The organism is Flagellimonas baculiformis (genome assembly GCF_033441575.1).
Lineage (GTDB): Bacteria > Bacteroidota > Bacteroidia > Flavobacteriales > Flavobacteriaceae > Flagellimonas > Flagellimonas baculiformis.
Genome location: NZ_JAUZVW010000014.1, coordinates 80,574 through 107,051 on the forward strand (window position 1 = coordinate 80,574; position 26,478 = coordinate 107,051).

Below are 26,478 nucleotides of genomic sequence, written 5' to 3' on the forward strand. Positions count from 1 at the left end.
GGTTTGTTCATCCTTAGGTTTATGGATCGGGGGCATTCAAAGGAATTGGTGCTATATCAAAACTTTGGGCTTTCCAGAATAGGCTTGCTGACCCTCTCGTTTCTGTTCGACCTTATTCCATCAATAATCATCTACCTAATCTTCTTCCTTTGATTCTTGAAATTGACAATATTGAGCTCTCCTTCGGGGAGAAGAAAATCTTGAGAGGGGTTTATGTAAGAGCCGAAACCGGAAAAATCACTGGCATTTTAGGTAGAAACGGTTCTGGAAAAACATCATTGCTCAATATTTTGTTCGGGAGCCTCAGGCCCAAGTACAAATCCATCCGGATAGATGGCAACTTCAAAAAAAATCCTCTTTTTCTAAGAAATCAAGTAGCCTATCTACCCCAACATAAGCTCATTTCCAAAAATATGAGAGTGCGTACCTGCTTTACACTGTTCAATGTAGATTGGACTACATTCATTGAAACCTTTGAGCACTTTCGTCAATTCCACAATCATTATACTTCGGAACTTTCAGGGGGCGAACTCCGGCTCTTGGAAACCTACCTGATTCTGAACAGTGAAAAAAACATCATTCTCCTTGATGAGCCTTTTTCCAATTTGGCCCCTCTATATGTCTCAAAAATCAAGGATATCATCCAAAGAAAAAAGAAGGACAAAATTATTCTGCTCACCGATCATTTGTATGAAGAAATCCTCTCGTTGAGTGAGAATCTTTATTTCCTTAAAAATGGATGTTCGAAATTGATTCAAAATGCCGAAGACCTCAAAAATGAAGGATATTTACCGGTCAATTCCCCACAAAAGTAGTCCCGAGGGTAACAATAAAAGCGTTGAGGCCATCGCTTCGGTCGTATTGGCTAAAACGGAGGTCGATGGTCTTCAGTCCAAAACTGAACACTTTGGCCGAGGTAAAAATGTCCCTGTACTGCACGCCCATTCCGTATTGATGGGCATTGTAATCCGATAGGTCATAGTCCGAAGTGTAGTAGGTATCCGTGGACAGCGCTTCTTCTTTGGGATAAAAATAATCCGCCGCGGTCTGGGTGTAATAGCGATAGGTGGGATACAGGGTGAATTTGTCCGTGACCTTGAAAGGTGCCTCCAAGCTGGCCGTATGGGAGGTAATTCCCCAATCGTCCCAATAGAAGCGGTAATAGGTCCGCAGCACCACCAGATCGTTCAGATAGTAGTTCAGCCTGCCCCCGAAGGGTATTTTGAACCTACTGTCCGGCAATTGCTCCACATTGTCCGCCAATTGGAAATCATCGATATAAAAGTCTTCAAAATCCGCAAAATAGACCCGCTGGAACGGAGTGCTCAACAATCCGTTCTGGGAAACAAGGTCCATGAAAAGGGCACCTTGCAGTTTTTCCCCCATGATCTGTGAAAAACTCAACGAAAGCGAATAGGAGTTTCTGTTCTCCTTTTCAAATTCCGAAAAAATGGGGTTATAGGTGCCGTTCCCAGTGATACGATCGTCAAAAAAACCTTCACGCAGTTCAATGGGATATTGCGGGTTCCATTTGTCCAAAAACACACGTCCGCTCAGGGTCAACTCGGTGTTCTTCTCGTTGAACAAACGGGTATAGCTCCCTCCAAATCCAAGGGAAAAATAATCGTACTCCGTGGAAAAATAGGCATTGGCGCTCCAGATGGAATTCCTGTCATCGGAACTGTGCTGATAGCTGGGATTGATATAGGTCAGCAAATCTTTTCTGGACTCTCCGGACGAGGCATCGAAGGGGGACACACTGAGTCCGCCGTCCAACGGGTTCACATTGCTGGAAGAGGCCGAAGTATAGGCGGAAAGGCCGACATCCACCGTCAAAATATCATTTTCGTTCATGGGCATCCGAAGTACAATGCTGGAAGTGGCATCGGTCAACTCTTCGGTCCCTTCCCCGCCCGTCACCGCCGCATTTTGCCCATCCTGCTTGTAATAACTGAACAAGAGATCGACCTCACTGGTCTCCAAAACACGTTTTTGGTAAGAGGTGCCGGTCTGCTGCGAACGGGCCGCCATAGAGCAAAGAAAGAGCAATCCGGTACAGAACAGTGTCCATTTGGTGACTACTGATCTTTTGATGCAATGTTTCATAGTGTCCCGTAGCATTTAATTACAGCCACAACCGCCCCCTGTTTTGCCTCCATTGGCCCCAGCGGATGCTTCCCGATAGATATGGAAATTGGTCTCAAAGCGTTCGCTGGCCCTGGCACCCAATTGCATCTCGGCATCGTTCAGATAGACCTTGTCGTACTCGCGCACGGCCACGCAGGAACTCGAAAAGAGCAATAGCAGGAGAAAAAACATCGCTTTGACCATGGTCTAAATTTACGGATTCATGTCGAATATGATGCCCGAACTCTTGTGAATTTTATTGTCCGAATCCACGACCACGGCCTCCACCCCATCCATCTGGTTGATCATGTGCAGACCAACATCCCTGCCCATGATGAAAACGGCCGTGGCCAGGGCATCACAAAGCTCTGCGTGCTTTGCAAAAATGGATACGCTGTTGACCCCTGTGGTGGGATAACCTGTTCTGGGGTCAATGATGTGCGAGTATTTTTTTCCTTTGTAGGTGATGAATTTTTCGTAATTGCCCGATGTGGCCACAGAGGATTCCAAGACGGGCAGCCAACTGAACACCTTGTCCTTGCTCAATGGATTGGCGATACCCACCAGCCATTTCTCGCCCGTGGCCTTGGTGCCCCAAGTGGTCAGGTCGCCAGAGGCATTGATGATGCCCCCCTTCACGTCCTTGGATACGAGAAGTTCCTTGGCCTTGTCGGCCGCATACCCTTTTCCAATGGCTCCCAAACCAATTCTCATCCCCTTTTCGGGCAAAAAAACAGTGCTATTTTCCGGGTTCAACACCATTTTTTTATACCCCACTTTTTCCAGTTCCCTTTTGATCTGTCCCTCGGAAGGAATCGTATCCATACTCCCATCAAACTTCCAAATGTTGTCCATGGAGGCATAGGTGATATCGAAGGCCCCATCGGTGATCTCGGAGATCCGTATGGAACGTTCGATAAGGCCAAAAAGCTCTGGACTCACCTTCACGGGCTTGATTCCTGCGTTTTTGTTGATGAGCGAAGTCTCGGAGTTTTCATCCCAGGAAGAAATGATCTTTTCAATGCGTTGGATTTCGGAAACGGCCTCATCTATGTTGATATAGCCTATTTCCTCGTTTGGGGCCACCACCGTGACCTCAAAACGGGTCCCCATCAACTTGAGCGTCTTTTTTACAGTGACATCCTTCTGCCCCAATTGCCCCAAGGACAACAGACAGGAAAGGCTGCACAAAAAAACGACGATGGCTTTCATTTGATGAATTTGTTAAGAAGTGAAATATATTTTTCTGGGGTAAGCTTAGGATTGAACCCTGTTTCTCCCAAAACAGATTCGTTCTTGTCCAAGACCACAATCAACGGAAAATAACCTTTAGGGTTGTATTTTTCGGCCAGCGTTTTGTTCACGCCCGATTTATCTTCGGGAAGCTGGTTTTGTTTTTTTCGGGGAAAATCGGCATTGTACAGCACGTAGTTTTCGGAGGCATAGGTCTTGAATTCCTCCGAATCCAAGATACTTTTTTTCAAACGGATGCAAGGAGCGCACCAATCGGAACCGGAAAACACGAGAACAATGGGTTTGTCCGCTGTATTTGCCCTATCCAGAGCACTGGCATAGCTGTCCTGCCACTCCTGGGCATGCAGGGTGCCAAGACATACCAATAGCAATAAGGTCAACAATCGTTTCATAAGATTTGGGCCTACAAATTACTCAAACACTCGCAGCAGGGACCCATCAAGTTCGGTATTGAACACTTTGAGGGCACGGGCCGGCTTACTGTCCACCTGGTTCAATGGGGTTCCATCCTGTCCAAAACGGGATCCGTGGACATCACAATAGAAAATACCTCCATCTTGGTTCACGAACCGGACTTGGTCATAGGATTCATGGCTGCATACCTGACTGGCCGCCACATATTCTCCCTGCAGGTTTCTCGCCACAACGACCAAGTTCTTCAAGATGAAACCACCATTTGCCGATAGGGCCTGTCCTTCTTGGGAAGTAAGATCCACTGTAAAGTCAACACCCGTAGGCACTTCTTCGATATTTCCATCGACTTGGTCCTTGGAACAGCCTTGCAAACAGGGAAAAGTAAGGGCAAATGCAGCACCTGCACCCAAACTTCTTAGAAAATCCTTCCTTTCCATAGCACGAGGTTTATAAATAAGAACGCTAAACTGGGGCGAATCGTATGCTAATAGTGAAACTTACCGTACTCGCTCTGGATGGTCAGTTTTTTGGTTTCCGATGGTTCCACCCTACCAATGATTTGGGCATCCACATCAAAACTTTTGGAAATTCTGATGATATCCTCAGCAACCTCCTCATTTACATAGACTTCCATTCGGTGACCGCAATTGAAAACCTGGTACATTTCCTTCCAATCAGTACCGGATTGCTCTTGGATCAATTTGAACAGCGATGGCACGGGAAACATATGATCTTTGATGATATGGAGGTTGTCCACAAAGTGGAGGATCTTGGTCTGCGCTCCCCCACTACAATGTACCATTCCATGGATTTCCTTGGAGGAATAGCTTTCCAGTATCTTTTTGATGATGGGTGCATAGGTCCTTGTGGGTGACAATACCAATTTTCCGGCATCCAAGGGAGCGTCTGGCACAGCGTCCGTCAATCTGGTCTGGCCGGAATATACCAGCTCCTCAGGAACGGAGGCGTCATAACTTTCAGGATATTTTTGGGCCAAATACTTTCCAAAGACATCATGCCTGGCAGAGGTGAGTCCATTACTGCCCATCCCACCATTGTATTGGGTCTCGTAAGTGGCTTTTCCATAGGAAGCGAGGCCCACAATGACATCCCCAGCGGAGATATTGGCGTTATCGATCACCTGGCTCCTTTTCATTCGTGCGGTGACCGTGGAGTCCACGATTATGGTCCGCACCAAATCGCCCACATCTGCAGTTTCCCCACCTGTGGAATGGATGGTAATCCCATGTTTGCCCAAATCGGAAATCAATTCCTCCGTCCCATTGATGATGGCCGAAATGACTTCTCCCGGAATGAGGTTCTTGTTTCTTCCTATGGTGGAGGAAAGCATGATATGGTCGGTAGCACCCACGCAGATCAAATCGTCCACGTTCATGATCAGGGCATCCTGGGCAATCCCTTTCCAAACGGATAGGTCACCCGTTTCCTTCCAGTACATATAGGCCAAGGAGGATTTGGTCCCAGCCCCGTCGGCATGCATCACAAGGCAATGATCTGCACTACCGGTAAGATGGTCAGGGACAATCTTGCAAAAAGCCTTGGGAAAAAGTCCTTTGTCTATGTTTTTGATGGCACTGTGCACATCTTCCTTGGAAGCGGAAACCCCTCTCTGGGCATATCTTTTACTCGTGTCGGATGACATAAAAATGGGTTTGGGCAAAAATAACGGAAAGCCATCAATTAATCGATAGGCCTTCCGTGGTTTTCATGTTTTGTAGCTGTTCCTATTTGGCAAACAGCAATTCCCTGTACTTGGTGAAGGGCCAAAGATCGTCCGCTATGAGTTTTTCCAATTTGTCGGACTGTTCCCTGATCTTGTCAAAATACGGCTTTACATTGTTGCAATAGGCCTGTGCCTTTTTGTTGCTCATGGCCATCCCGTTGGCACGTTTTCTGGCATCGGTCATCTCATCCGTCAGCTTTTTGATCTGGACAATATGTTCCCCTACCTGCTCCAGGATGTTCAATTGACTTTCGGCCACATTCTTGTGGGCAGCGCCATAGACCTCTTTCAGACCGCTCACGTTCTTCAGCAGGATGTTTTGGTATCGGATGGCGGCGGGGATGATGTGGTTATAGACCATTTCCCCAAGTACCCTTCCTTCTATTTGGATATGGAAAATATAGGCCCCCAGTTCCACTTCTTGATGGGCCTTGAGTTCCACTTCGTTCATCACACCCATCTCCTTGAAAAGTTCCAAACTCTCCTTGGAGGTGATCACCTGTAGGGCCTCCGGGGTATTCTTGTTGTTGCTCAACTTACGCCTTCTGGCCTCTTCCTGCCATTCCATGCCGTATCCATCTCCCTCAAAACGGATACGCTTGGAGGTTTTGATGTACTCGCGGAGCACGTTGAAAACAGCTTCGTCCTTTTTCAAGCCTTTCTTGTCGATCAGCACATCCACTTCCTTTTTAAAGTCTGTGAGCTGCTTGGCCACGATGGTGTTGAGAATGGTCATGGGCTTGGCGCAGTTGGTCTTGGACCCCACGCCCCTCATCTCAAACTTGTTTCCTGTGAAGGCAAAGGGCGAGGTACGGTTCCTATCGGTATTGTCCAACAGGATTTCAGGGATCTTGCCCACTACATTGAGTTTGAGCTCCGTTTTTTCCTCTGGTGACAATTTTCCTTTGGAAACTCCTTCCAGTTCGTCCAACACATTGCTCAATTGTTTTCCTATAAAAATGGAAAGGATGGATGGCGGGGCCTCGTTGGCGCCCAAACGGTGGTCGTTGCTCGCGGAGGCTATGGAGGCGCGTAAAAGCTCCTCATAGGTGTCCACCGCTTTTATGGTATTGACGAAAAAGGTCAAAAACTGAAGGTTTTTCATGGGCGTGCTCCCTGGACTGAGCAGGTTCACCCCGGTATCGGTTGCGAGTGACCAGTTGTTGTGCTTGCCCGAACCGTTGATCCCCGCAAAGGGCTTTTCATGGAACAACACTGAAAAATGGTGTCGGTCCGCAATCTCTTCCATCACGTCCATCAACAGGAGGTTGTGGTCCACGGAAAGGTTGGCTTCCTCAAACACGGGTGCAAGTTCAAATTGATTGGGAGCCACCTCGTTATGGCGGGTCTTGACCGGGATGCCCAACTTGGTGCATTCCTTTTCCAAATCGCTCATAAAACTCAGCACCCTGGGAGGTATCACTCCAAAATAATGGTCATCCAACTGTTGGCCCTTCGCAGAAAAATTGCCCACGAGGGTCCTGCCGGTCATGGACAGGTCCAAACGCGATTTCACCAATGCCTTGTCCACCAAAAAATATTCTTGTTCCCAACCTAGAGTGGCATAGACCTTTCTCACATTTTTGTCAAAATACTGGGCAACGCCGGTCGCTGCTTGGTCAACCGCATGCAGTGCCCGTAGCAACGGTGCCTTGTTGTCCAATGCCTCGCCTGTGTAGGCCACAAATATGGTAGGTATGCAGAGGGTTGTTTTATAGATGAATGCCGGAGAGGTCGGGTCCCAAGCGGTGTAGCCCCGTGCTTCAAAAGTGTTTCGGATACCGCCACTGGGAAAGCTGGACGCATCGGGTTCTTGCTGCACCAATTGTGCTCCTCCAAACTTTTCCATGGCCCTGCCATCGGGAAGGATGTCAAAAAATGCATCGTGCTTTTCGGCCGTGGCGCCTGTCAATGGTTGGAACCAATGGGTGTAGTGTGTGGCACCCATGCTCAGGGCCCATGCCTTCATCCCTTCAGCGACCTGGTCGGCGATTTTTCGGTCTATCTTATTGCCCTGAAAAATGGCGGATTTGACATTGTCAAAAGCTTCCCTGGTCAGGAATTGGAGCATTTTGTCCTCGTTGAAAACATGCTTCCCGAAGAGTTCGGAACGTTTCCCTTCCTCACTCATGGATGTATGTTCCCTTTTACGGCTTTCCGCCAAGGCTTGAAATCTTACTTTCGGCATCTGATTTGTGTTTAGGAGGCAAAATTACAATTAACAATTTAATAATATACGCTCCAAAAAATACTTTTTTTTCACTTTGCCCCATCAAAAATAGGGGTATTATAAATTATGACGATAATTTTGTGATTTTACCCCTATGAAACATTGATTATTGAATGAAAAAACTATTTTTGCTTCCATTATTTGAGAACGATTAACTACCAAAAATTATGAGCAAATCTAAATTAGAGTATATCTGGTTGGATGGTTACTACCCTACCGCCAACATGAGGAGCAAGACTAAAATCGAGGAGAATTTTAGTGGTAAATTGGAGGACTGTCCCATATGGTCCTTCGACGGAAGCTCAACTGGACAAGCAGAAGGTGGTTCTTCTGACTGTTTGTTGAAACCCGTTTCCATCTTCCCTGACCCATCACGAAAGAATGGTTATTTGGTCATGGCAGAAGTATTGAACCCAGATGGTACCCCCCACGAGACCAACTCAAGGGCCACCATTGATGACGAGAATGATGATTTCTGGTTTGGCTTTGAACAGGAATACTTTATCATGGACACCCATACCCAATTGCCCCTTGGCTTCCCCATGGGCGGGTATCCTGGTCCACAAGGATTGTACTATTGCTCGGTAGGTGGTAAAAATACCCACGGAAGGGATTTGGTGGAGCGTCATGCCGACCTATGCCTTGAGGCAGGGATCAACTTTGAAGGAATCAACCAAGAAGTTGCCTGCGGACAGTGGGAGTTCCAGATTTTTGCCAAAGGTGGCAAACACGCTGGTGACCAAGTTTGGATCGCCCGTTATCTTTTGGACAGATTGACCGAGGAGTACGGTTACTACATCGAGTACCACCCAAAACCCATCAAGGGAGATTGGAACGGTTCCGGTATGCATGCCAACTTTTCCAACACTACCTTGCGTACGGCCGGTTCCAAAGAAGTTTATGAAAAAATATGTGAGGCCTTCCGCCCTGTTACCGCTGAGCACATTGCTGTTTACGGTGAGTTCAACGATCAGCGTTTGACCGGTAAGCACGAAACTGCTTCCATCAAGGATTTCAGCTATGGAGTTTCCGATAGGGGCGCTTCCATCAGGATTCCGATCATGACCGTTGAAAAAGGATGGAAAGGATGGCTAGAGGACAGAAGACCTGCTTCCAACGCAGATCCATACAAAGTTGCGGCCAGGATCATCAAAACAGTAAAATCTGCAAAGGTATAACTGGTAGCAAATAAATTAGTTGTTGATTATAGATGAAAAACCGTCCCGATCATGGGGCGGTTTTTTATGTTACGGTCATATAGACAAAAGCGACGTAGACAGTCAAAAGCACGAGGCCGTCCCTCCACCCCAAGCGCAATCCCTTCGGGAAGAACACCAAGGGCAGTATCAAAAAGGAGATGCCCAACATCCAGAAGATATCGTTGTAAAGCAATCCCTGGTCCACCACCTTTATGGGTGTTATGGCAGCCGTTATCCCCAAAACACCCAGCAGATTGAAAATGTTGGAGCCGATCAGGTTGCCCAGGGAAATGGCCTTTTCCTTTTTGAGCACCGCAATGACGGAAGCTGCCAATTCCGGAACGCTGGTACCCACTGAAACCACAGTGATTCCTATGATCCTATCGCTGACCCCAAAAGCAGAGGCCATGCCCACGGCACCTTTGATGAGCAGTTCCGATCCGCCCCAGAGTGCCGTCCCTCCTATCCCCAGCAACAATACCGTTTTATATAATGGTAGAGGTACATCGTCCTCGGGCATTTCATCCACAACCGCCACTTTCTGGAACCTGAGGAGATAAACCAAGAAAAGAAAGAGACAGGATACCAGAATGATCCCTTCGTATTGCTGCAACACACCATCAAAATAAACAAAGCCGCAAAAGAGCAAAGAAGCCACCATCATCACAGGCCAATCTGTGGAATAGAAACTCTTGCGCACATCTATGCTCCCCAATATGATGGTAATGGCCAATACCAATCCCAGGTTGGCAATATTGGAGCCCACCACATTGGCAAGGGCAAGATCAGGAAAACCATCCAAGGCCGCCTTTACGCTCACAATAAGTTCCGGGGCCGATGTGGCAAAGGAGACCACTGTCATACCGATCACAATCTTGGGAATGGACAACCTGAGCGATAGGGCCACTGCCGATTTCAACAACCAATTTCCCCCGGCAATAAGAAGGCCAAGCCCCAATACGACAAAAAGTAGATTTTCCAAAGAATCGAGTTTTGCGTAAAAATAGCGGAAGATTCGCTCAACCAAAAGTGTTCTTGGAAAAGAAAAAACTACAAAAATAGTTAATAAACTATAAAAATAGTTGTTTAACTATGGAATTAGTACTATGTTTGGTCCTATAATTTCTGGACTATGCAAAAATTGACCAACAAGGAAGAGGAAGTGATGAAAATCCTGTGGAAGCTGAAAAAGGCTTTCGTCAAGGAAATTTTGGAGGAGATAGATGGTGAAAAACCCCATTACAACACCCTCTCCACCATCGTGAGAAACTTACAGGAAAAAGGATATGTGGACCACGAGGCCTTTGGAAACACCCACCGTTATTTTCCCATGGTTACCAAGGAGCAATACCGCAAAAAGTATGTCAATGCCGCCATTGCCGATTATTATGACGATTCCTATAAGAGTTTGGTCTCCCATTTTGCCAATGAGGAGAAAATATCGGTAAAGGAACTCCAAGAAATCATTGACCTCATCGAAAAGAAGAAATAATGGAAGCCATCCTTTTATATTTTCTAAAAACGGCCATAGTCTCCTTAGTTTTTCTGGGCATCTATCATATATTTCTCAAACGGGATACCTTTTTCAGGGAAAACAGGTTCTTCTTGCTTTCTGGACTCGTTCTCTCCCTCCTCTTTCCCTTGTTCAAGATTGAAAAGGTAGTGGTGGCCACCAAGCCCACCGTGATCAACACCGGAGTTACCACCGTCGGAACCGAAATCGCCCGCGCACAGACCATGTTCACTCTGGAAAATATGCTCTGGGTCGTTTACTTAATCGGGTGTGCCCTACTGTTGGTGAAATTTCTGGTCCAATTGAGTTCATTGAGAACCTTGGCCAAAAATGCCCGGACTTGGAGGGAACATCCTTTTCTGCATGTGGAAACGGAAAAACGGATTTCTCCTTTCTCCTTTTTCAATTCCATTTTTTACAACCCGTCCTTATTTGATTCAAAAGAGCTTGGGACCATCCTGACCCATGAAAAGGTACACGCTAGGCAACTCCATACCGTGGATATTTTACTGCTGGAAACCTTGAAGATTGTATTCTGGTTCAATCCTGTTTTGTGGTTCTACACACGTGCAGTGAAACAAAACCTGGAGTTTTTGGCCGATTCGGAGACCATCAGCCAAATGGAGAACAAGAAAACCTACCAATACCTCATGCTGAAACAGGCAGTGGATGGTCAGCAATTCAAAATCACAAATTCATTCTATAATTCATTAATCAAAAAACGAATAGTCATGTTAAATCAAAATCAATCCAAAAAGATCAATGTGTTCAAAACGTTGTTCGTGTTGCCCCTGTTAGGACTTTTTCTGGTCAGTTTCAGTGTGGAAGAGGTGTATCGGTACTCCAACCCTGAAAGCGTTGAAAGCATCATGGACGATAAATCCGTGGAACTTATCATCAATAAGGACACTTCCAACGATGAGTTGGACAAAATGAAGGAGGATCTGTCCGAAGACGGTATAGATTTCAGCTACACAGCGGTCAGGAACGACAAGAAGGAGATCATCGATATCACTTTGAATTTGAGTGGCAAAAATTCCAAAGGAGAAAAATTCAGCGGCAATTACAGCTCCAGTCCTGATGGGCCCATAGACCCACTCACTGTTTTTTATGACGATGAGGCCAACTTGGTTTCCTTTGGCAATACCAAACACAATAAGATCCGCATCCATAAAATGGATGATGATGTGACCTGGACCACTTCAGGCAAGACGGAAATCAGGGTCGATAGATCCAATGCCAAAAAAACCGTCATTGTCAACGGAAAGAAACTCAGTGATGAAGAAATCGAGGAAATGCAGATAGGAACAGGGACTTCAGTCCATTTCAGTTCGGATGATGATGATAGTACGAGCCATAAGGTCATCAGGATCAAGAAAATGGAAGACAAGGACAAGAAGAAACATGTGATGATCATCAGGGATTCGGATGACGATGACGATATAGAGGTGATTGGCGAAGATTCCAGCTATTTCTTCATAGACACTGACGGTGGTGATGAACCTCTTTATTATATTGATGGAAAGAAAGCCTCAAAGAAAGATGTCAAAAAATTGGCCCCAAAGGATATCAAAAGTGTGAATGTCCAAAAAGGGGAGACGGCCATAGAAAACTATGGAGAAAAAGCCAAGCATGGTGTGGTGGAAATTTTCACCAAAAAAGGCAAAAAATAAGGATCATCCGACCTTCCAAAACAGGACAAGGACCGCTTCCAAAAAGGCGGTCCTTTTTTATACGGGCAAACGAAATGGTCAAAAATTGGCTTTTTTTGAACGAAACCTCCCTAGGTTTTAAAAATGTGGTCAAAAACACCCCTACAAAAGTTTCATTTTTAAATATAAAATGATGTTTATTATTATAATTTGAAACATTTTCTAAGGGAACCATAAAATTTTCAAGGGCTATCTCGTTTAAAAGACTACAATCTTGTATGCAATTGTATAGATTTCATACTAAAAGTTTGGTAACATGAAACTTATCATTTTATATTCGAAAAATGCAACCGGTCAGCAATAGTTTTTTAACCTAAAAAATCCATCGAACAATGATCGCCATAGTAAAGTTTTTCGTCATGTTACTCATCCATCTCATCACTGTTATTTTTATGTAACCGGCCGATGGTAGGTGAACATCATTTGACCTGTAACTGTTTCGTATATTTGCCATAACCAACACTTTGAACCATGTTGTACAAGATTCTGGCAAAAATCAACAAAGCAGTTCTACCTTCCTTCACCAAAAAAGGTCTGGATCTATCCAAGGCATCCAAATGGCAGCTGGCCATCATAGGTTGGCGCTACTATGTCACCACAAGGGCCTTGGACGGAAATTAGTACTGGAGCAACGATTTGATGGGATATCCGTTGAGTTTTTCCGCTCCCTTCAGAAAGGTGAGCTGTATCAAGAAATTGCACTGGACCACTTCTCCCCCGAGCCGCTCCACCAATTTACACACTGCCCTGGCCGTGCCTCCTGTGGCCAGGACATCATCATGGACCAATACTTTGTCCCCTTTTTCGATAGCATCGGAATGGATTTCCAGGATTTCCTGTCCATATTCCAGTTCGTAAGGTTCGGACAAGGTGTCAAAGGGAAGTTTCCCCGATTTGCGCACAGGTACAAAGCCGGCATCCATTTTTTGGGCCAATAGCGGTGCAAAAAAAAATCCCCGACTATCTACCCCCACAACTTTATCTACCTTTATATCGGCCGTGAAGCGCAAAAGTGATTGGGCGGCCTCCTTTAAGGCCTTGGGGTCTTTGAGGAGCGGGGTGATGTCCTTAAAGACCACACCTGGCTTCGGGAAGTTTTCAATATCGCGGATGTAGGGTGAAAGGTCCATCATTTTTGTATGCCAAGGTTTTGTGGTAAATTTAAAAAGAAATATATTTGCAGCCCATTAAAACGGCCTCGTGGCGCAACTGAATAGCGCATCTGATTACGGCTCAGAAGGTTGCAGGTTTGAATCCTGCCGAGGTCACTAAAGGGGATTTTCTACAGATCGAGTGGAAGTCCCCTTTTCCTTTACCCTTCAAATCCCCTGTAAACAAAGAGATTGCGCCAAAAATCTCATTGACCCGAAAAGTTCGAACTTGCTTGTTTTTGAAGTCATACCCAATCCCGTCTGGGAACACCATATATTGTATGGACCTTTTTGTTTCCAGATCCCCTAACTTCCACAATGATGGCAGGTTACAGGCATAACCAAGTGCCAATTTTACGGACTTTTTGAGGTTCGAACTATTTATTCCCCCATTTTCCAATTTCATCTCCAGTTCCCTTTGCTCGGCTTTCAGTTCCGGCATGAAAAGGTCGTACTGGGACTTTGTGATCTCGTTCAGCATGACATATCTTCTCTCCAATGTGTCCATCCTTTCTTTAAGTTGGCCGAGTTCTTTGGTCAACCGCTTTTGATCCTCAAGTGCCTCTTGGTTTTTATCGATCAAGGTATCGTGTATGATATCGGTCAAAGGCTCGATATACTTTTTGTCGGCCAGTGTAAACCTCCCCAATACATTCAGGAACTCTTTATGGAGCTTATTGGCACTTCTGTTCTCCTTGCTGCCCTTACGCCTGTTCTTGTAATAGTACAGGCCCTTTTTCTTGACTATATATCCAGTGTAGGGTGTTCCACAGACCGAAGATCTGACAAACATCTTCAACGGCAGGTTTTCGTCATCGAACGAATATTTCTTCGGTGGTTCACCTGCATGGAGCAGATTGTGGATCTTAAGAAACATTTCTTTCGATATCAGGGCCTCGTGTTTCCCTTGGATCACTTCACCTGGAATAAGACTGTTCACGATAAGGCCACAATAGAACGGGTTCCTGAAAAGGTCCGTCAATCTTTTTGCACGTATGTCCAAGCCCTTGTCTTTAAGTCGTTTTGCAATCTCGACGTGGGACATGTTGGAATTTGCCTTCCATAAAAAAGCTTGTTTGAGCAATTTTCCTTCCTCCGAGATCACAAAATTCGGGATCTTCCCTTTCCCGGGATTCGTATTGGTATACCCAAATGGATAGGCACCCGTCCAATGGCCCCTTCGCAGCTTCTCCCGCATTCCCGTAATGGATTTGTCCCTACGGATCTGGTTATCGAAGTGGGAGAACATATGGTACAGGTTTTCCTGGAAAGTACCCGCACTTGTGGTCACATCGATTTCCTGGGTGGCCGATATAACGGCAACTCCCTGCTTTTTTAACTGTTCGCTGATATACGCGCCGTTCGCACCCGTGCGCGAAAACCTATCGTAGGAATAGACGATGATATAGCCGATGTTCTTTCTCCTTTTGACATAGCTGAGCATCCTTTGGAACTCCCTGCGCTCATCGCTCTTGGCAGATTCATAGGTTCCCCCAAAATATTCCAATACCTCCAATTCTTTTCGAATTGCATATTCCTGGCAATATTTGAGTTGGGTGCTGAGACTGGCATTGTTGTCAAATTGCTCCTTACTGGAAACACGGGTGTAGATAACGGCCGTATTGTTCTTTCCTATGATCCTTCCCTTTTCCTTTTTCGCAAATTGACTGAATACCTCTAAGTTCATATGTTCCCTTTTTGGACATGGCGGCAAACTATGTCGGCGAGTTCCTGGAGTTGTTCCACGATCTTTTTCGCTTCTTTCTCCGGGCAGTCCTCAAAACCTTTATATGTTCTGAGCCATGTACTGTTGAATGTTCTGTTTTTCCGCTTTAGCTCGATTATCGGGTTTGACATTTCCTATAAATAGCAATAGCTCCTGAATCTTGAAGGTCACTACCGTATTTGTAAAGCAGGCTTTAATTTACCTTTTTTAATCGATCCGGTCCCTTGTGGGACCATTGTTTTATTCCATACTTATGGGTTGTCGGTCAACAACTTTTGGTTTTTGCGACAGGGTCGATCTTTTTTCTAAAGATCCTGTTCACACAGACGATCTTACCATTACTTTGTTTGATTTCCAGATTTTGAAAATCATGTTGTTTCAACATATCGATGATACGTTCCCCTGTGTCCAATCGTTCCAGACCTTCAATGGCATCGACCTCCCCGTTCTTGATGATCACTTTGATGGACAGGAACCTTTTGCTGCGTACCATCTCCAATACCTGGATCTCGGAAGGGGACAATCCTGAATGTTCCTGCTTATTGTTATCTTTCATAAGTTCATGTTCTACAGGCCCAGCCCTTTCCTTTTCTTCTTTCTTTTGGACTTTTTCCTCGCACCATGGTCATTGAGTTCCAGTTTAAAGGGAGTCCAATCCGTTTCATTTGCCAAAGGCCCGGTCATTCCATTTCCCTCAATTTCTCCCACATGACCTTTTGATTGTTGAGTAGGATCTTCAGTGCCTTTTGCAACTCCCTCACTTCTTGGCTCAGGTTTGATTGTCGTTCCAAGGTTTCCTTTGCCAGCTCTATCAGTTCCCCGTTCTTTTCCATTAGTCGATAGTATAACTGTACGGTCTCTGTCTTGCTCATGATCGATTTGTTTTACGATACTGTTCCATGAATATTTTTTGCCGAGCGTACTGCCTTTGTACACTATGCCTTGATAGTTGAACGATATGCCCGAGACCCTGCCCGTGGTCTTGCTTATGTTGAATCTTGGCGAGATATTTTGCTCTTGTAGCAACTTGATAAATTCTGTTGTGTCCGTTGCCCTTGAAATTGTCGAACCGATCCTCTCCTGAAGTATCAGTTTGATGGGTAAGCTGCCCGTTCTTAGGGTTTTCTCGATTTCTCTTTGGTCAAGTGATTTTGTTGCACTGGCTTTTGTTGAAATTTGGGTCAGTCCATATTTCCTCTCCAGATCATTGATCACTTCCCGGCTCCTTCTTTTAATGTTGCTGTCACTTACCAATCTGCTCGAATACCTGACCCTGTTGGCCACTATATGGATATGTTCGTGCTTTGTGTCCGTATGACGGTACATAATGAACTGGTTGTTATCGAAACCCATTTTCATCAGATAGTCGCATCCCAATGAAGCAAATTCTTTATCGTCCAATTGGTCAGAGTAGGGCAGGTTCAAGGAAACATGGAATACCACATTCCCAAGTCCCGGACGCAAATGCCTGATCAAATTGAATTCCTGTGCCATGTTTACCGCTGTGGATTGTTCGATATTGGAATCGATCACATGTCCTACACCTTCGCTCACCTTCTTTTCATTGTAGGCAAGAACACCGTAAAAATCCTTTCCTATGGCTATCTTACCTATCATTGTTGGTGATATTTGATTTGAGCTGTTGCAACAACATTTTTACCTCCTCCAATTGTTTATGAATGCTGAAAGGGTCACGGATACCTGAGTTCGAGACCCTGGCAAGTTGGTTCAGGTTGTTTCCCACCCTGCTCAGCTCGACAAAAAGTTTCCGGTCCATTGGATTTACCTTTTTGGTTGGCAGGGATTTTCCAGTACATTTTCTCCGGATATATTCGGCCGTGGACAATCCGACTGTCTCCGCATTATTTGCAATGATCACGTATTCTCTTTGTGAAACCCTAAAGGCGATGACAATCGTCCTTTGTTTTGATATGTCCTTTTTAGGTCTTGCCATTTTCTATGGTTTTGGTATTGTTCAAAAGGTCACTTGTAAACGAAGTGCGCAGTTTTTGTTTACAAAAACACAACTTGCTCCGTGACCTCCGATCAACTATACCACAAACCTATTGTCTATTGATTGTTTACAAGGGATTTGCCGTACAGAGTTATATGTACGGTAAATTTATCCAGTGTTGGAAATAAGGAATTGGACGAAATCACAGGGGTGAGTTTCTATGGAAAGGGAGAAAAATGGTCAATGTATGAATATACCCTTAATTTTAATCTCTTTACCAGTTGTCCAATTGTCATTTTCCAAACTGATTTTTAAAGCCCGTTTGGGCCAATAGTGGAAAGGGAAAAAACAGAAAGGGTATGACATTGAGGAAAGGGAACTTAAAAATGGTGATTGTTCAATAATGAGGCTTGGCACCTTATCCGCAAACAGCCTTAACATAGCAAATCATCAAGACAAATTTATTAGCGTTTTGAAAAATCCTTACCTCTATACGATGATTACCAGTGTTCTTTTGTCCAGTTTCCTTCCTGTATATTTTACTTTAATCCTCCTTTATTTTCCTTGGAGCACATGATCATTTAAATGATCATACATTTGTACGATCGTACAAAAAATGTGTCTCGTCCTGAAAAAAGTTGTCACTTAAAGCGGTTGATACTATAACGAGTTTACACATTTTTCAATAATCTTAGGTCAGGTTTACACCCAAGGTTCCCTTTGTTATCATGCAGGGGTTTGTTCCCTGATCATATTTATGTCTTTCCTTCCAATAATTTTTCCATGCCCTTGGTATCGGTCCGTGGGACATGTGGGCCGAATCGGGGGTCTGCATATTGAGACTTAGATGGGGCCTACGGCCATTGTAAGAGGAGACGATGTCCCCGAACATATCTATTGCCTCCACTTTGAGCCTTGGTCTATTGTTCTTGAGCCATTCGGTCTTCAGTATGCCGTTCACCCTTTCGGCTATTGCATTTTCCAAGGGATCCACCTTTTCTGTCATACTGATCCCGATGCCGGCACCCTTAAGGATGCTTATGTACCTGTCGCAGCAGTACTGGATGCCCCTGTCCGAATGGTGCACCGGTTTGGGACCGGTCCCATGCGGCAACTGTGATATGGCCATGTTCAGGGCGCCGATCGCACCGGAGGCCGTTAGTTTTGGGGATATGTCCCATCCTATTATCTTCCTGGAATATGCGTCCGTGACGAGCGAAAGGTACATGAATCCCTCCATCGTGTCGATATAGGTTATGTCACTGACCCAGAGCTGGTGTGGGGCATCGACCGTCATCTCCCTTGCCAGGTTGGGGTACCGCCGAAACGAATGGTGTGAATTGGTGGTCCTTGCCCTGCCTCTGGAGCGTCGCAGCAGCATCGAGTTTTCCCGCAGGAGGGCGAAGAGCGCATCCATGCCCATTGAAACCTGTTGTGGGCAGGATGGCCCGAAGATGATGCTGTGGAGCTTGCGCACGCCCACGCCGGGAAGTATGGCGCGTTCATTCTGAACCATCTCGAGCACCAACTGCTTTTCGGCAAGTGTCCTGTACTCGTATCTCAAAAACTTATAATAGGCCTGTCTCGTTTTGCCAAACAGTCCGCACAGCGTCCCAACACTTGTTTTGGGCATGGTCTCTTTCATTTCTTGGACTGTTTGGCACCAGACTTTTTCTGATGTTGATCTTAAGGTCCCTTTCCGCAATGTCTATCATTTTGTTGGCGGCCAGATTTTTGAGCTTCTCGCTTGCCAGATCGGACTCAAGTTCCCTGATCCTGGCCAGCATCCCCTCCGGGGAGTCCGGTAGGACAGTTGAGGCCGGTTCCTTGGTGGTACCGTCGTTCGGCAGGGCCTGGTCCGGACAGAACCTTTTCACCCATTGTTGCACGGATGAAGGTGTTTTGAGACCATACAGTTTTGCCGTTGCCGCCATGCTGAGATCCGATCCCAGATAGTGGGAGGCAACCTTTCGTTTAAAATCGTCCGAATAGGAGTTTACACTTTTCATGATTAAATTTAAATTATTGCTTCTATCATGACAACCTATTCTAGGACAAGACAAGGGTTAAATGGCCCAAGAACATGATACCTACATGTAATTCAATATTAAGTGATTTGGATTATACGATTAGGAACATAGGAAATCCAAAGAGATTTCCAATCCTTTCTTCTTTCTCCCTTTCCACAAAAGAGCGCCCGACAGGGCGCCACCTTCCATGACCAAAACACAATGGTTTCTTGTAGGGAAACAACCAATTTAACGGAATGGAGAAATCTTTTTGGTAGCGGTGAGAGAATAAATGCAAGAGGGCGATAAAGCGTCCTCTTGTTTTTATGAGTGATCCAGAGGATGTTGATATCAAATTGGGAACAAACTCACTGTTTTGTCATATTCCTATACTGTGACATTCCCACTGAATTCTATAAGGGACTGTTATTGCATTCTGCTTTGACATATTCTTTATCTGGCTTTCCTGTCAAAAAGAAGAAATAACAGAAACCCAATCGACATTACTTAAATTTTCCAATAAGTGTAATGCACATGCATATAAGTTATCACCCAAAAATCAATCTGTCCTAGTTACTGTTTGTAGTATTGTTTGTATACGGTTCGTTGGTTTCAAAAAGTGCCCTTATCTCCCTTTTTTCGGATGATTTTATATGAGTTACTGCTTTTTGGCAAAAGTCATTGAACAATGTAGGATTGTCCAGGTTACCGTTGACCCATTCTGCCAAATATCCATTGAATCCTTCAAAACCCATGGTTTGGATCAGCTTATAAAATGCCACGGCCCCTTTATTGATTTCAAGATATTCCGCTCCATCGGCATAGAGCAATGGTGGTTCTTGGTTGGGCTCGTTATTTTTGTCCTTGCCATACTTTTCCAACTTTTCTTGATAAGCTGATTACCGCTTCCCCACCTATTTCATTTTTCACATACAAGAGTCCCAACGCCTCTGGCAACCCTATTGTAAGCATATCCGCCCCTTGCACATTGGCAATGGTCAAGTTTTTTTGCAGCCACAGTTTGGCCAATCCACTACCGATGGTTTGATAGAGATAGGCTTTTTCCTGTAAACCTTCGGTATCGGCCACCCAACCTTCTTTTTCAGAAAGTGCAATGGTATTGGCAAAGGTATACCGATCGTCTTGCCAACGGTGTATTTCTACCAATTGAAGTTGATTGTCGACCGAATTGGCCCCAAAGTTGGTTTGCATAAAAGCAACCCCTTTTTTTAATGCTTCTTGATAGAGGTCCACATTGAACGAATGGGTGGGTTTATGCAGAATGGAATAGTCTATATTCCCGGCCTTGCCCTTGCCAACGCTATAGTCTGATGATCCTACCTGCCAATTGAACACTTGGGGTTTCTTAATGGTATAGATGGAAGTGGTTCTACCATCTTCAGTTTCCATTTTTTGTAAGGCTCCGGCCGTAAACGGAATTTGGCCTTCTTCGGTACTAATAATAATTTTACCTGTAACCCAATCGGCATCCGTAGCAAACACATTTTGGGTAAGGGCAAAGGCATTATCAACAGTGGCCATTCTGGAATCCAGACGTTCCAATCCCTGTTCTTGGCGTTTCCGGTTTTCCAATAACTCCTTGTCGCTATCATATCCTTTCACAGGTAAAAAATCCTGAAGACTACCAAAACTTCCCTTTTTGGTCAAATCTGCCTGAAAATCGCTCTGCACAAAACCGACATATTGTTTGCTCCCTACCAAGGAAAGCTGCAACACGCTATCTTTTTGTAAGGTAGACGGGATTGGATAGGCGGTCAGGTTTTGCTCGACATCCCCTTTTCCCATGGTCAATTCTTGTCCGTTCAGCTTCACATTGGATAATTGGACAAAATCCTTGGTATTGAAAAACAAGGTATCTGCCCCCTTTTCGTTGTTCAATGTGATATCAGCAGTAAATTCTGCCCTTCTTTTTGAAGGAAATAGATCCAATTTTACATCGATTGTTTCATATTTGGGCTGTGGTTTGGTTTCCAGATACTTGTATTTTATCTCGTACTAGGCATCCAATCGTTCCTCTTCGGCATCTGGGATAAAGTTGCCATTATCATACACATTTTTGGTGATGAACGACATCAAAAACAAGAATGCCCCAAAAAACAACACCATCACACCTTTGGAAACCATGCTAAGTTGCATATTCTTCAACGAAAGTCTGTTTTTCCATTTTTTATCCGAGCCCCGCTTCCATAGCCAAACACCGGTCATGACCAAGGTAATGGCCAAAGCCAACCACAATAGGAAGAACCAATTGGCCGATTCTTGAAATATACCATAACCGCTCATTTCCGAATAATCTTCAACTCCAGGAGTAAAACCATATCCTAGCCTTAAATCTTCAATGATGCCCATATCAAAGGAAACAATCAAGAAGATGAAAATGGCCACACAAAGAAGGTGTGTGAAAATTCGATGGCTGGTCAAAGCTCCCACAAAAAACACCAAAGACGCCCAAAGTACAAAGTTCAAAAAGGCCCAACGATAGAGCAAAAGGTCCTCTGCAAATTGTCCTAAATCTATATAAGAAGCTCCACCCAACAACACTTGGGTAAACACGGATACTACAATAAAGCTCACACTTAATATAAAAGACAGTCCAATAATCGCTGCCAATCTGGAAAGTTGGGTAACCCAGACAGGAACGGGCAACGAATCTGTTATTTGCCAAATATTGACCGTCTTGTCCTTAAAAAACAACTCGCCGGCCCAAATCATGATCAACATGGTTATAAAAACGCCCCATTGCAACCTAAAATAGGTCATATTGCTACTGATGGGATATTCATTACCAATATAATAAGCCGCATTCCAAGTAACATTTTGCAAAAACACCATCAATAAGATAATACCGAGGATTATTTTGAAGGAAGTAGGGCGAACAATGTTCAGGAACTCCAATTTTGAGAGTGACCATAGTTTAGTGAGAAAATTAGGTACTTTGTATTGTTTCACGACCTCTGGCAATTTTATGGATGCCGTAGAAAATGACACTTTCTTGCCTTCTTTGATTTTTTTGGATTTATCGGTACCGGCCTGTATGACGTACTTGAAAGAGAAGCGTAGATATGCCGCTATGGCAAACACCATGGCAAGTCCCATCCAAAGCAATCGGTTCTTTAAAACATAGCCGGTCAGTTTGAACAGTTCGGTATTTTTTTGTGTGGGACTCAACAGTTCGGTATAGTGCTGTGCCGCTACATAGCCTCCCGAATCCGCCAAGATGTAAGCCATTAGATTATCCCCACCCCCGGTTTCGTAGGAAGTTTGGGCGATTAAAAATAGAATGACCACCAAGAATACGGCCAAATAACTTGTGGTCATTCTACGGGTAAACACAATGGCAAAAAATACAACGGATACATAAAAAAAGAGGTTGGGTACGGTAAACATGATCCAACCGTGAAACAAAGGGCCCCATTGAACCGGACCAAAACGACCAGCCTCGCCAATGCCGGAAAACGGCACCAACAAATGCCCAACAATCATACCCGTACTTAGAATGACAAGGTATAGGAAAGCGGCCAAAAAGCGGCCTATAAAAAATTGTTTTTCATTGATGGGCAGTGCATAGGTCCACTCCGCGGATTTATACCTGATCTCTTTGTAAAGCACACCTCCGGTAGCTATGGCAATGATGATGATCATAAGCATACCCATGGCCGCATAGTTTCTATACAAAATGCTCGAAGCGTTCATAAGCACCCCTTCGTTGGAAAAGAAATCAAACGATCCCTTGGTATACCATATCATCTGAAAGGCAAGCATGAGAAAGAAAACAAGGGTAACCCAACTAAATACACGCTGTCTTAGCTCGTTTTTTACTATGGAAAATATTGTTTTCATTTTAGTGTTCGCTTAAAATTTTAAAATAGGCATCTTCTAAAGAAGGTTTTTTAGCATCAAAATCACCATTGGGTAAATCATTATATTGGGTAAGAATTTTTTAAAAATGGAACAATCACCAAAATCGATTTAATTGTATTTTTTGAGGCACGATTTCCATGATAAAACCAAAGAAAAAACGGGTCTGCAAATTAAACTCTGTCTGAAAGTAATTAAGTATTAATTTTTAGAGGTCAGTAGTTAGTTACTTATCCAAGATTTCACTTGGTGTATCATTGTACATTATAATGATGAACATCGATTCAAATCTAACAAAAAGGTCGCCAAGGACCGCCATGGGGATAGCATTTTAGATGTCGATAAAGCTCAACAACCGGAACACGGCCAGCATATCACAGCGTGTGGTCTGGGTTAAAGCCATCTACCAATTTTTTATGCTCGTAATCGGCCACCATAAGCTCCTCATAATCAGTTTTTGTTCCCTTGGTAAACTTATGTACCAATTTTTCCATTAAATTGTATATTACCGGTACTATTATCAAGGTCAAGAAAAGCGAACTTATCAATCCCCCGATGATAACCCAGGCAAGACCATTTTTCCATCCCGATCCCGGGCCTGAGGCCAACGCAATGGGAAGCATCCCGAAAACCATGGCAATGGTAGTCATTAGAATTGGGCGGAGACGTGCGTGGTTGGCCTGTATCAAGGCGTTCCTGACCGTTTCCCCTGACCGGACCCTTTCGTTGGCAAAGTCAACCAGGATAATGGCGTTTTTACACACTAGCCCGATCAACATAATTATACCAAGAATGGTAAAGATGTTCAGGGAATTGTTCGTTAACGCCAATGCCAGCAAAGCTCCGATGAACGATAAGGGAATGGAAAAAAGAACTACGAACGGGTGCACAAAACTGTCGTACAGGGAAACCATTACCAAATAGACCAATATAATAGCTGCCAACATAGCAATTCCCAGTGTTCCGAACCCTTCCGATTGCCTTTCTTTATCCCCACCCCATACGTAATCGACCCCCGTGGGCCGTTCGACATCCTGGAAGGCAGCTTCCCATTCATCCGCGACCGTACCAGCTGGTCTGCCAACGGACTGCCCTTTTACGGTAACCGACGCGGTCTTATCCCGGCGTTCCAATTGGCTCGGGCCCAACGTTTCGGTGATGTCGGCGAACTGTGAGAGTTTTACCTCTTGCCCTTGGTCATTAGTAAGGATCAAATCCCCTACATCGACAATGCTTTTTCTATCAAAACTATTGTAGCGAATGTTAATATCATATTCATATTCCCCTGCCCTGAATTTGCCATCGGTATTCCCGTTAAATGCTGTTTGCATTGTCAACCCCACCGTTTGTAACGATAATCCCAGGGAGGCCATTTTATCCCGATCTACTTGAACATTGATTTCAGGATTTCCCGTTTCTACGGACAATTCAATTTCCGTGGCCCCAGGAATCTTATGCAGTTCCGCCTCCGCCTTTCTGGCAAAGACCATGGCACTATCCAAACTAGGTCCGGTCACTACCAAGGCCAACGGGGCTTCCTCCGCCACTCCCAAAAGACTTATAGGGACGGTTTTCACCTTGGCTCCGACCAAAATTTTCTCTAAACGACGTTTTGTTTTGGCGGCAAATACATAAGAATCGTCCTGCCTTTCATTTTCATCAACCATTTGGACGTTTATTTCCGCCTTGTAAGCTGTAGCCTGTGAAGCTCCTAAGCCTTCGCTGGTCTGGCCTACAGTGGTGATAAGGCTCTTGACTTCTTCCTGTGTATTCAAAAAGGCCTCTGCTTTTTGGGCCATAAAATTACTTTCTTCCAATGAGGCATCTTTTGGTAGTTCTATCTGCACCAAAAACTCGCCCCTATCCGATGTGGCAAAGAATTCGCCTCCAATAAATCCTGCCGCTACCAAGGCGATCGAAGCAAAGAAGATAACCAAAACGATGGACAGCGTGGTTTTATAATGATCCAGGCACCAGGTCAATAAGCCGGAGATCCAATTCGTGAAACGTTTTAATTGTGTTTCGAATTTGATGATAAGCCTACCGAACAGGTTTTTACCTGTGATATGCTCCAATTTTCCGAAACGGGACGATAACCAAGGAATAATGGTAAACGATGCCAATAGGGACAACAAGGTCGAAATAATTATGGTCACACAAAATTGGGTAATGATTTTGGACACCAGACCGCTGCTCATGGCAATGGGAAAAAAGACGACCACGATTACCAGCGTTATGGATGTTACCGTGCCCCCGATTTCAGCGGTACCGTCATAGGCCGCACGGACACGGTTTTTGCCCATTTCCATATGCCGGTAAATGTTTTCGAGTACAACGATGGCATCGTCCACCAAGATGCCTACGACCAAAGACAATCCTAATAAACTCATTAAGTTCAAGGTATAATCCAACAACAAAAAGCCTATAAATGTCGCAACCAACGATGCGGGTATGGACACCATTACAATTAGCGAGTTTCTTACACTGTGCAAGAAGAACAGCATTACGATCGCCACCAATAACACGGCGATCAATAGGTCATGGATTACGGAATCGGCCGCCTCTAGGGTAAAAACACTACTGTCATTGGCGACATTGAGACTGAGGTCTATGGTTTTATAATCGGTCTCGAGCTGTGCTATCCGTTTTAATATATCTTCACTTACAGCTACGGCATTGGCATCGGACTGCTTGATCACCTGCAGTAGGATGGCACTTTTTTGCTTTACCCGTGCAATTTTTTCAGGTATTTTTTGACTGTCCTGAACATCCGCAATATCACTGAGCCTCACTTGGATGCCATCTTTATCAGCGACTACCAGATTGCGCAGCTCTTCAACATTTTTATATTTTCCGGCCAACCGGATCAATATTTTTTGCTGCCTGGTCTGAATATTTCCTGTGGGGAAATCCAAATTCGAGGCCAGGATGGTCTGTTGGACCTGGGGTATGGAAAGGTTATATCCATGAAGTCGGTCGGCGTCTAAATTTACCTGGATTTCCCTTTCTTGCCCCCCGATCAAATTTATCTGTGCCACACCATTGACCCGGGAAAGCAAAGGGGCAATTTTTTTATCAATCAGGTCATAAAACTTAATTTCATCCATAGTGCCATTAGCACCAATTGTCATAATCGGAAGGTCGCTCAATGAAAATTTGCTTAAGGAGGGTGTTTTGGCATCATCGGGCAGATCACTGATAATGGCATTGATTTTCCGTTGTGCATCGTTTAGGGAAATATCAACATTGGCATCATCCGTCAAGGTAATCGCAACCGTGGAAAGGCTTTCATAAGAACGGGATTCTATTTTTTTGATGTTCTCCAGAGAGGCAACCGCATCCTCTATTTTTTTTGTCACGGTATTTTCGATCTCGCTGGGCGAGGCACCGGGGTAGATAGTGGCGACGGTTATGACATTTCGGTCGAATTTGGGTATCAATTCATACCCCAGTTGGTTATAACTGAACAGGCCCCCAAGGGTAAGTATGGTGAATAGCACAATGACCAATGAAGGCCTTTTTATGGAAATTTCCGCTAATTTCATAGTATGGAATAAAATGTTTCA

General features: G+C 44.7%; 25 protein-coding genes and 1 tRNA gene. 6 read left to right on the forward strand and 20 right to left on the reverse strand.

Features of this window, described 5'->3' with window-relative positions:
• Positions 1-149: 149 nt before the first annotated feature.
• On the forward strand, positions 150-815 hold the full coding sequence (locus SD450_RS16885; RefSeq protein WP_318345618.1) for an ATP-binding cassette domain-containing protein: 666 nt from the start codon (positions 150-152) through the stop codon (positions 813-815).
• On the opposite strand, the gene SD450_RS16890 is transcribed toward SD450_RS16885, so the two are convergent.
• From SD450_RS16890 to SD450_RS16920, 7 genes are all read right to left on the reverse strand, one after another.
• A complete protein-coding gene (locus SD450_RS16890) occupies positions 796-2,106 on the reverse strand; it encodes a DUF3570 domain-containing protein (protein ID WP_404828257.1) in 1,311 nt (436 codons plus the stop codon). The two genes, SD450_RS16885 and SD450_RS16890, sit on opposite strands and share 20 nt — an antisense overlap.
• 15 nt (positions 2,107-2,121) lie before the next feature.
• Positions 2,122-2,331 (reverse strand): DUF4266 domain-containing protein, encoded by a 210-nt coding sequence (locus SD450_RS16895; protein ID WP_318345619.1) that lies wholly within the window; start codon positions 2,329-2,331, stop codon positions 2,122-2,124.
• Positions 2,332-2,340: 9 nt separating this feature from the next.
• Positions 2,341-3,339 carry an FAD:protein FMN transferase gene (locus SD450_RS16900; protein WP_318345620.1) on the reverse strand — a complete coding sequence of 333 codons (999 nt, stop codon included), beginning with the start codon at positions 3,337-3,339 and terminating at the stop codon, positions 2,341-2,343.
• The gene (locus tag SD450_RS16905) at positions 3,336-3,773 is read right to left on the reverse strand and encodes a thioredoxin family protein (protein WP_318345621.1); all 438 of its coding nucleotides are present in this window, start codon (positions 3,771-3,773) and stop codon (positions 3,336-3,338) included. Before SD450_RS16905 ends, SD450_RS16900 begins: the two co-directional genes overlap by 4 nt.
• An 18-nt stretch (positions 3,774-3,791) precedes the next feature.
• Positions 3,792-4,232 carry a QcrA and Rieske domain-containing protein gene (locus tag SD450_RS16910; protein ID WP_318345622.1) on the reverse strand — a complete coding sequence of 147 codons (441 nt, stop codon included), beginning with the start codon at positions 4,230-4,232 and terminating at the stop codon, positions 3,792-3,794.
• 47 nt (positions 4,233-4,279) lie between these two features.
• Positions 4,280-5,458 (reverse strand): AIR synthase related protein, encoded by a 1,179-nt coding sequence (locus SD450_RS16915; protein ID WP_318345623.1) that lies wholly within the window; start codon positions 5,456-5,458, stop codon positions 4,280-4,282.
• A gap of 82 nt (positions 5,459-5,540) precedes the next feature.
• Positions 5,541-7,727, reverse strand: a complete 2,187-nt coding sequence (locus SD450_RS16920) for a glutamine synthetase III family protein (protein ID WP_318345624.1) — start codon at positions 7,725-7,727, stop codon at positions 5,541-5,543.
• A gap of 209 nt (positions 7,728-7,936) precedes the next feature.
• Between SD450_RS16920 and SD450_RS16925 the strand changes: the two genes are divergently transcribed.
• Positions 7,937-8,947: a glutamine synthetase beta-grasp domain-containing protein gene (locus SD450_RS16925; protein WP_318345625.1), complete on the forward strand. Its 1,011-nt coding sequence runs from the start codon at positions 7,937-7,939 to the stop codon at positions 8,945-8,947.
• A 64-nt stretch (positions 8,948-9,011) separates the two neighbouring features.
• On the opposite strand, the gene SD450_RS16930 is transcribed toward SD450_RS16925, so the two are convergent.
• Positions 9,012-9,950, reverse strand: coding sequence for a calcium/sodium antiporter (locus tag SD450_RS16930; protein ID WP_318345626.1), 939 nt, complete (start codon positions 9,948-9,950; stop codon positions 9,012-9,014).
• 150 nt (positions 9,951-10,100) lie between these two features.
• On the opposite strand from SD450_RS16930, the gene SD450_RS16935 reads away from it, so the two are divergent.
• The 3 genes from SD450_RS16935 to SD450_RS16945 all read left to right on the forward strand — a co-directional run bounded on the left by SD450_RS16935 (position 10,101) and on the right by SD450_RS16945 (position 12,814).
• Positions 10,101-10,460 carry a BlaI/MecI/CopY family transcriptional regulator gene (locus SD450_RS16935; protein ID WP_318345627.1) on the forward strand — a complete coding sequence of 120 codons (360 nt, stop codon included), beginning with the start codon at positions 10,101-10,103 and terminating at the stop codon, positions 10,458-10,460.
• Entirely contained in the window at positions 10,460-12,154 is a 1,695-nt protein-coding gene (locus SD450_RS16940; protein ID WP_318345628.1) for a M56 family metallopeptidase, read from the forward strand. The genes SD450_RS16935 and SD450_RS16940 overlap by 1 nt, the downstream gene beginning before the upstream one ends.
• 510 nt (positions 12,155-12,664) lie before the next feature.
• A complete protein-coding gene (locus SD450_RS16945; protein WP_318345629.1) occupies positions 12,665-12,814 on the forward strand; it encodes an SsrA-binding protein in 150 nt (49 codons plus the stop codon).
• On the opposite strand, the gene SD450_RS16950 is transcribed toward SD450_RS16945, so the two are convergent.
• Positions 12,811-13,323 (reverse strand): adenine phosphoribosyltransferase, encoded by a 513-nt coding sequence (locus SD450_RS16950; RefSeq protein ID WP_318345638.1) that lies wholly within the window; start codon positions 13,321-13,323, stop codon positions 12,811-12,813. The genes SD450_RS16945 and SD450_RS16950 overlap by 4 nt on opposite strands.
• 64 nt (positions 13,324-13,387) lie before the next feature.
• Between SD450_RS16950 and SD450_RS16955 the strand changes: the two genes are divergently transcribed.
• A tRNA-Arg gene (locus SD450_RS16955) sits at positions 13,388-13,461 on the forward strand.
• On the opposite strand, the gene SD450_RS16960 is transcribed toward SD450_RS16955, so the two are convergent.
• The 11 genes from SD450_RS16960 to SD450_RS17010 form a co-directional block, all read right to left on the reverse strand.
• Positions 13,427-15,031 (reverse strand): recombinase family protein, encoded by a 1,605-nt coding sequence (locus SD450_RS16960; RefSeq protein WP_318345630.1) that lies wholly within the window; start codon positions 15,029-15,031, stop codon positions 13,427-13,429. The two genes, SD450_RS16955 and SD450_RS16960, sit on opposite strands and share 35 nt — an antisense overlap.
• On the reverse strand, positions 15,028-15,201 hold the full coding sequence (locus SD450_RS16965; protein ID WP_318345631.1) for a hypothetical protein: 174 nt from the start codon (positions 15,199-15,201) through the stop codon (positions 15,028-15,030). The genes SD450_RS16960 and SD450_RS16965 overlap by 4 nt, the downstream gene beginning before the upstream one ends.
• Before the next feature lie 134 nt (positions 15,202-15,335).
• Entirely contained in the window at positions 15,336-15,626 is a 291-nt protein-coding gene (locus SD450_RS16970) for a hypothetical protein (RefSeq protein ID WP_036379391.1), read from the reverse strand.
• An 11-nt stretch (positions 15,627-15,637) separates the two neighbouring features.
• Entirely contained in the window at positions 15,638-16,687 is a 1,050-nt protein-coding gene (locus tag SD450_RS16975) for a relaxase/mobilization nuclease domain-containing protein (RefSeq protein WP_036379392.1), read from the reverse strand.
• Positions 16,677-17,024 (reverse strand): plasmid mobilization protein, encoded by a 348-nt coding sequence (locus SD450_RS16980; RefSeq protein WP_036379393.1) that lies wholly within the window; start codon positions 17,022-17,024, stop codon positions 16,677-16,679. The genes SD450_RS16975 and SD450_RS16980 overlap by 11 nt, the downstream gene beginning before the upstream one ends.
• Positions 17,025-17,715: 691 nt before the next feature.
• On the reverse strand, positions 17,716-18,669 hold the full coding sequence (locus SD450_RS16985; protein ID WP_067032276.1) for an IS3 family transposase: 954 nt from the start codon (positions 18,667-18,669) through the stop codon (positions 17,716-17,718).
• Complete coding sequence (locus SD450_RS16990) at positions 18,593-19,033, reverse strand: helix-turn-helix domain-containing protein (RefSeq protein WP_051947138.1); 441 nt, start codon at positions 19,031-19,033, stop codon at positions 18,593-18,595. The genes SD450_RS16985 and SD450_RS16990 overlap by 77 nt, the downstream gene beginning before the upstream one ends.
• A gap of 569 nt (positions 19,034-19,602) precedes the next feature.
• Positions 19,603-19,914, reverse strand: a complete 312-nt coding sequence (locus SD450_RS16995) for a hypothetical protein (protein WP_036379395.1) — start codon at positions 19,912-19,914, stop codon at positions 19,603-19,605.
• Positions 19,886-20,983: a hypothetical protein gene (locus tag SD450_RS17000; RefSeq protein ID WP_141673284.1), complete on the reverse strand. Its 1,098-nt coding sequence runs from the start codon at positions 20,981-20,983 to the stop codon at positions 19,886-19,888. The genes SD450_RS16995 and SD450_RS17000 overlap by 29 nt, the downstream gene beginning before the upstream one ends.
• Positions 20,984-21,049: 66 nt before the next feature.
• Entirely contained in the window at positions 21,050-22,894 is a 1,845-nt protein-coding gene (locus tag SD450_RS17005; protein WP_036379398.1) for an ABC transporter permease, read from the reverse strand.
• A gap of 392 nt (positions 22,895-23,286) precedes the next feature.
• On the reverse strand, positions 23,287-26,457 hold the full coding sequence (locus tag SD450_RS17010; protein WP_036379400.1) for an efflux RND transporter permease subunit: 3,171 nt from the start codon (positions 26,455-26,457) through the stop codon (positions 23,287-23,289).
• Between the last annotated feature and the right edge of the window lie 21 nt (positions 26,458-26,478).

Excerpts from the sequence above, each read along its gene's own strand:
- SD450_RS16890 (WP_404828257.1), bottom strand. The coding sequence starts at position 2,106 with ATGAAACATTGCATCAAAAGATCAGTAGTCACCAAATGGACACTGTTC.
- SD450_RS16895 (WP_318345619.1), bottom strand. The coding sequence starts at position 2,331 with ATGGTCAAAGCGATGTTTTTTCTCCTGCTATTGCTCTTTTCGAGTTCC.
- SD450_RS16900 (WP_318345620.1), bottom strand. The coding sequence starts at position 3,339 with ATGAAAGCCATCGTCGTTTTTTTGTGCAGCCTTTCCTGTCTGTTGTCC.
- SD450_RS16905 (WP_318345621.1), bottom strand. The coding sequence starts at position 3,773 with ATGAAACGATTGTTGACCTTATTGCTATTGGTATGTCTTGGCACCCTG.
- SD450_RS16910 (WP_318345622.1), bottom strand. The coding sequence starts at position 4,232 with ATGGAAAGGAAGGATTTTCTAAGAAGTTTGGGTGCAGGTGCTGCATTT.
- SD450_RS16915 (WP_318345623.1), bottom strand. The coding sequence starts at position 5,458 with ATGTCATCCGACACGAGTAAAAGATATGCCCAGAGAGGGGTTTCCGCT.
- SD450_RS16920 (WP_318345624.1), bottom strand. The coding sequence starts at position 7,727 with ATGCCGAAAGTAAGATTTCAAGCCTTGGCGGAAAGCCGTAAAAGGGAA.
- SD450_RS16925 (WP_318345625.1), top strand. The coding sequence starts at position 7,937 with ATGAGCAAATCTAAATTAGAGTATATCTGGTTGGATGGTTACTACCCT.
- SD450_RS16935 (WP_318345627.1), top strand. The coding sequence starts at position 10,101 with ATGCAAAAATTGACCAACAAGGAAGAGGAAGTGATGAAAATCCTGTGG.
- SD450_RS16940 (WP_318345628.1), top strand. The coding sequence starts at position 10,460 with ATGGAAGCCATCCTTTTATATTTTCTAAAAACGGCCATAGTCTCCTTA.
- SD450_RS16945 (WP_318345629.1), top strand. The coding sequence starts at position 12,665 with ATGTTGTACAAGATTCTGGCAAAAATCAACAAAGCAGTTCTACCTTCC.
- SD450_RS16950 (WP_318345638.1), bottom strand. The coding sequence starts at position 13,323 with ATGGACCTTTCACCCTACATCCGCGATATTGAAAACTTCCCGAAGCCA.
- SD450_RS16960 (WP_318345630.1), bottom strand. The coding sequence starts at position 15,031 with ATGAACTTAGAGGTATTCAGTCAATTTGCGAAAAAGGAAAAGGGAAGG.
- SD450_RS16965 (WP_318345631.1), bottom strand. The coding sequence starts at position 15,201 with ATGTCAAACCCGATAATCGAGCTAAAGCGGAAAAACAGAACATTCAAC.
- SD450_RS16970 (WP_036379391.1), bottom strand. The coding sequence starts at position 15,626 with ATGAAAGATAACAATAAGCAGGAACATTCAGGATTGTCCCCTTCCGAG.
- SD450_RS16975 (WP_036379392.1), bottom strand. The coding sequence starts at position 16,687 with ATGATAGGTAAGATAGCCATAGGAAAGGATTTTTACGGTGTTCTTGCC.
- SD450_RS16980 (WP_036379393.1), bottom strand. The coding sequence starts at position 17,024 with ATGGCAAGACCTAAAAAGGACATATCAAAACAAAGGACGATTGTCATC.
- SD450_RS16985 (WP_067032276.1), bottom strand. The coding sequence starts at position 18,669 with ATGAAAGAGACCATGCCCAAAACAAGTGTTGGGACGCTGTGCGGACTG.
- SD450_RS16990 (WP_051947138.1), bottom strand. The coding sequence starts at position 19,033 with ATGAAAAGTGTAAACTCCTATTCGGACGATTTTAAACGAAAGGTTGCC.
- SD450_RS17005 (WP_036379398.1), bottom strand. The coding sequence starts at position 22,894 with ATGAAAACAATATTTTCCATAGTAAAAAACGAGCTAAGACAGCGTGTA.
- SD450_RS17010 (WP_036379400.1), bottom strand. The coding sequence starts at position 26,457 with ATGAAATTAGCGGAAATTTCCATAAAAAGGCCTTCATTGGTCATTGTG.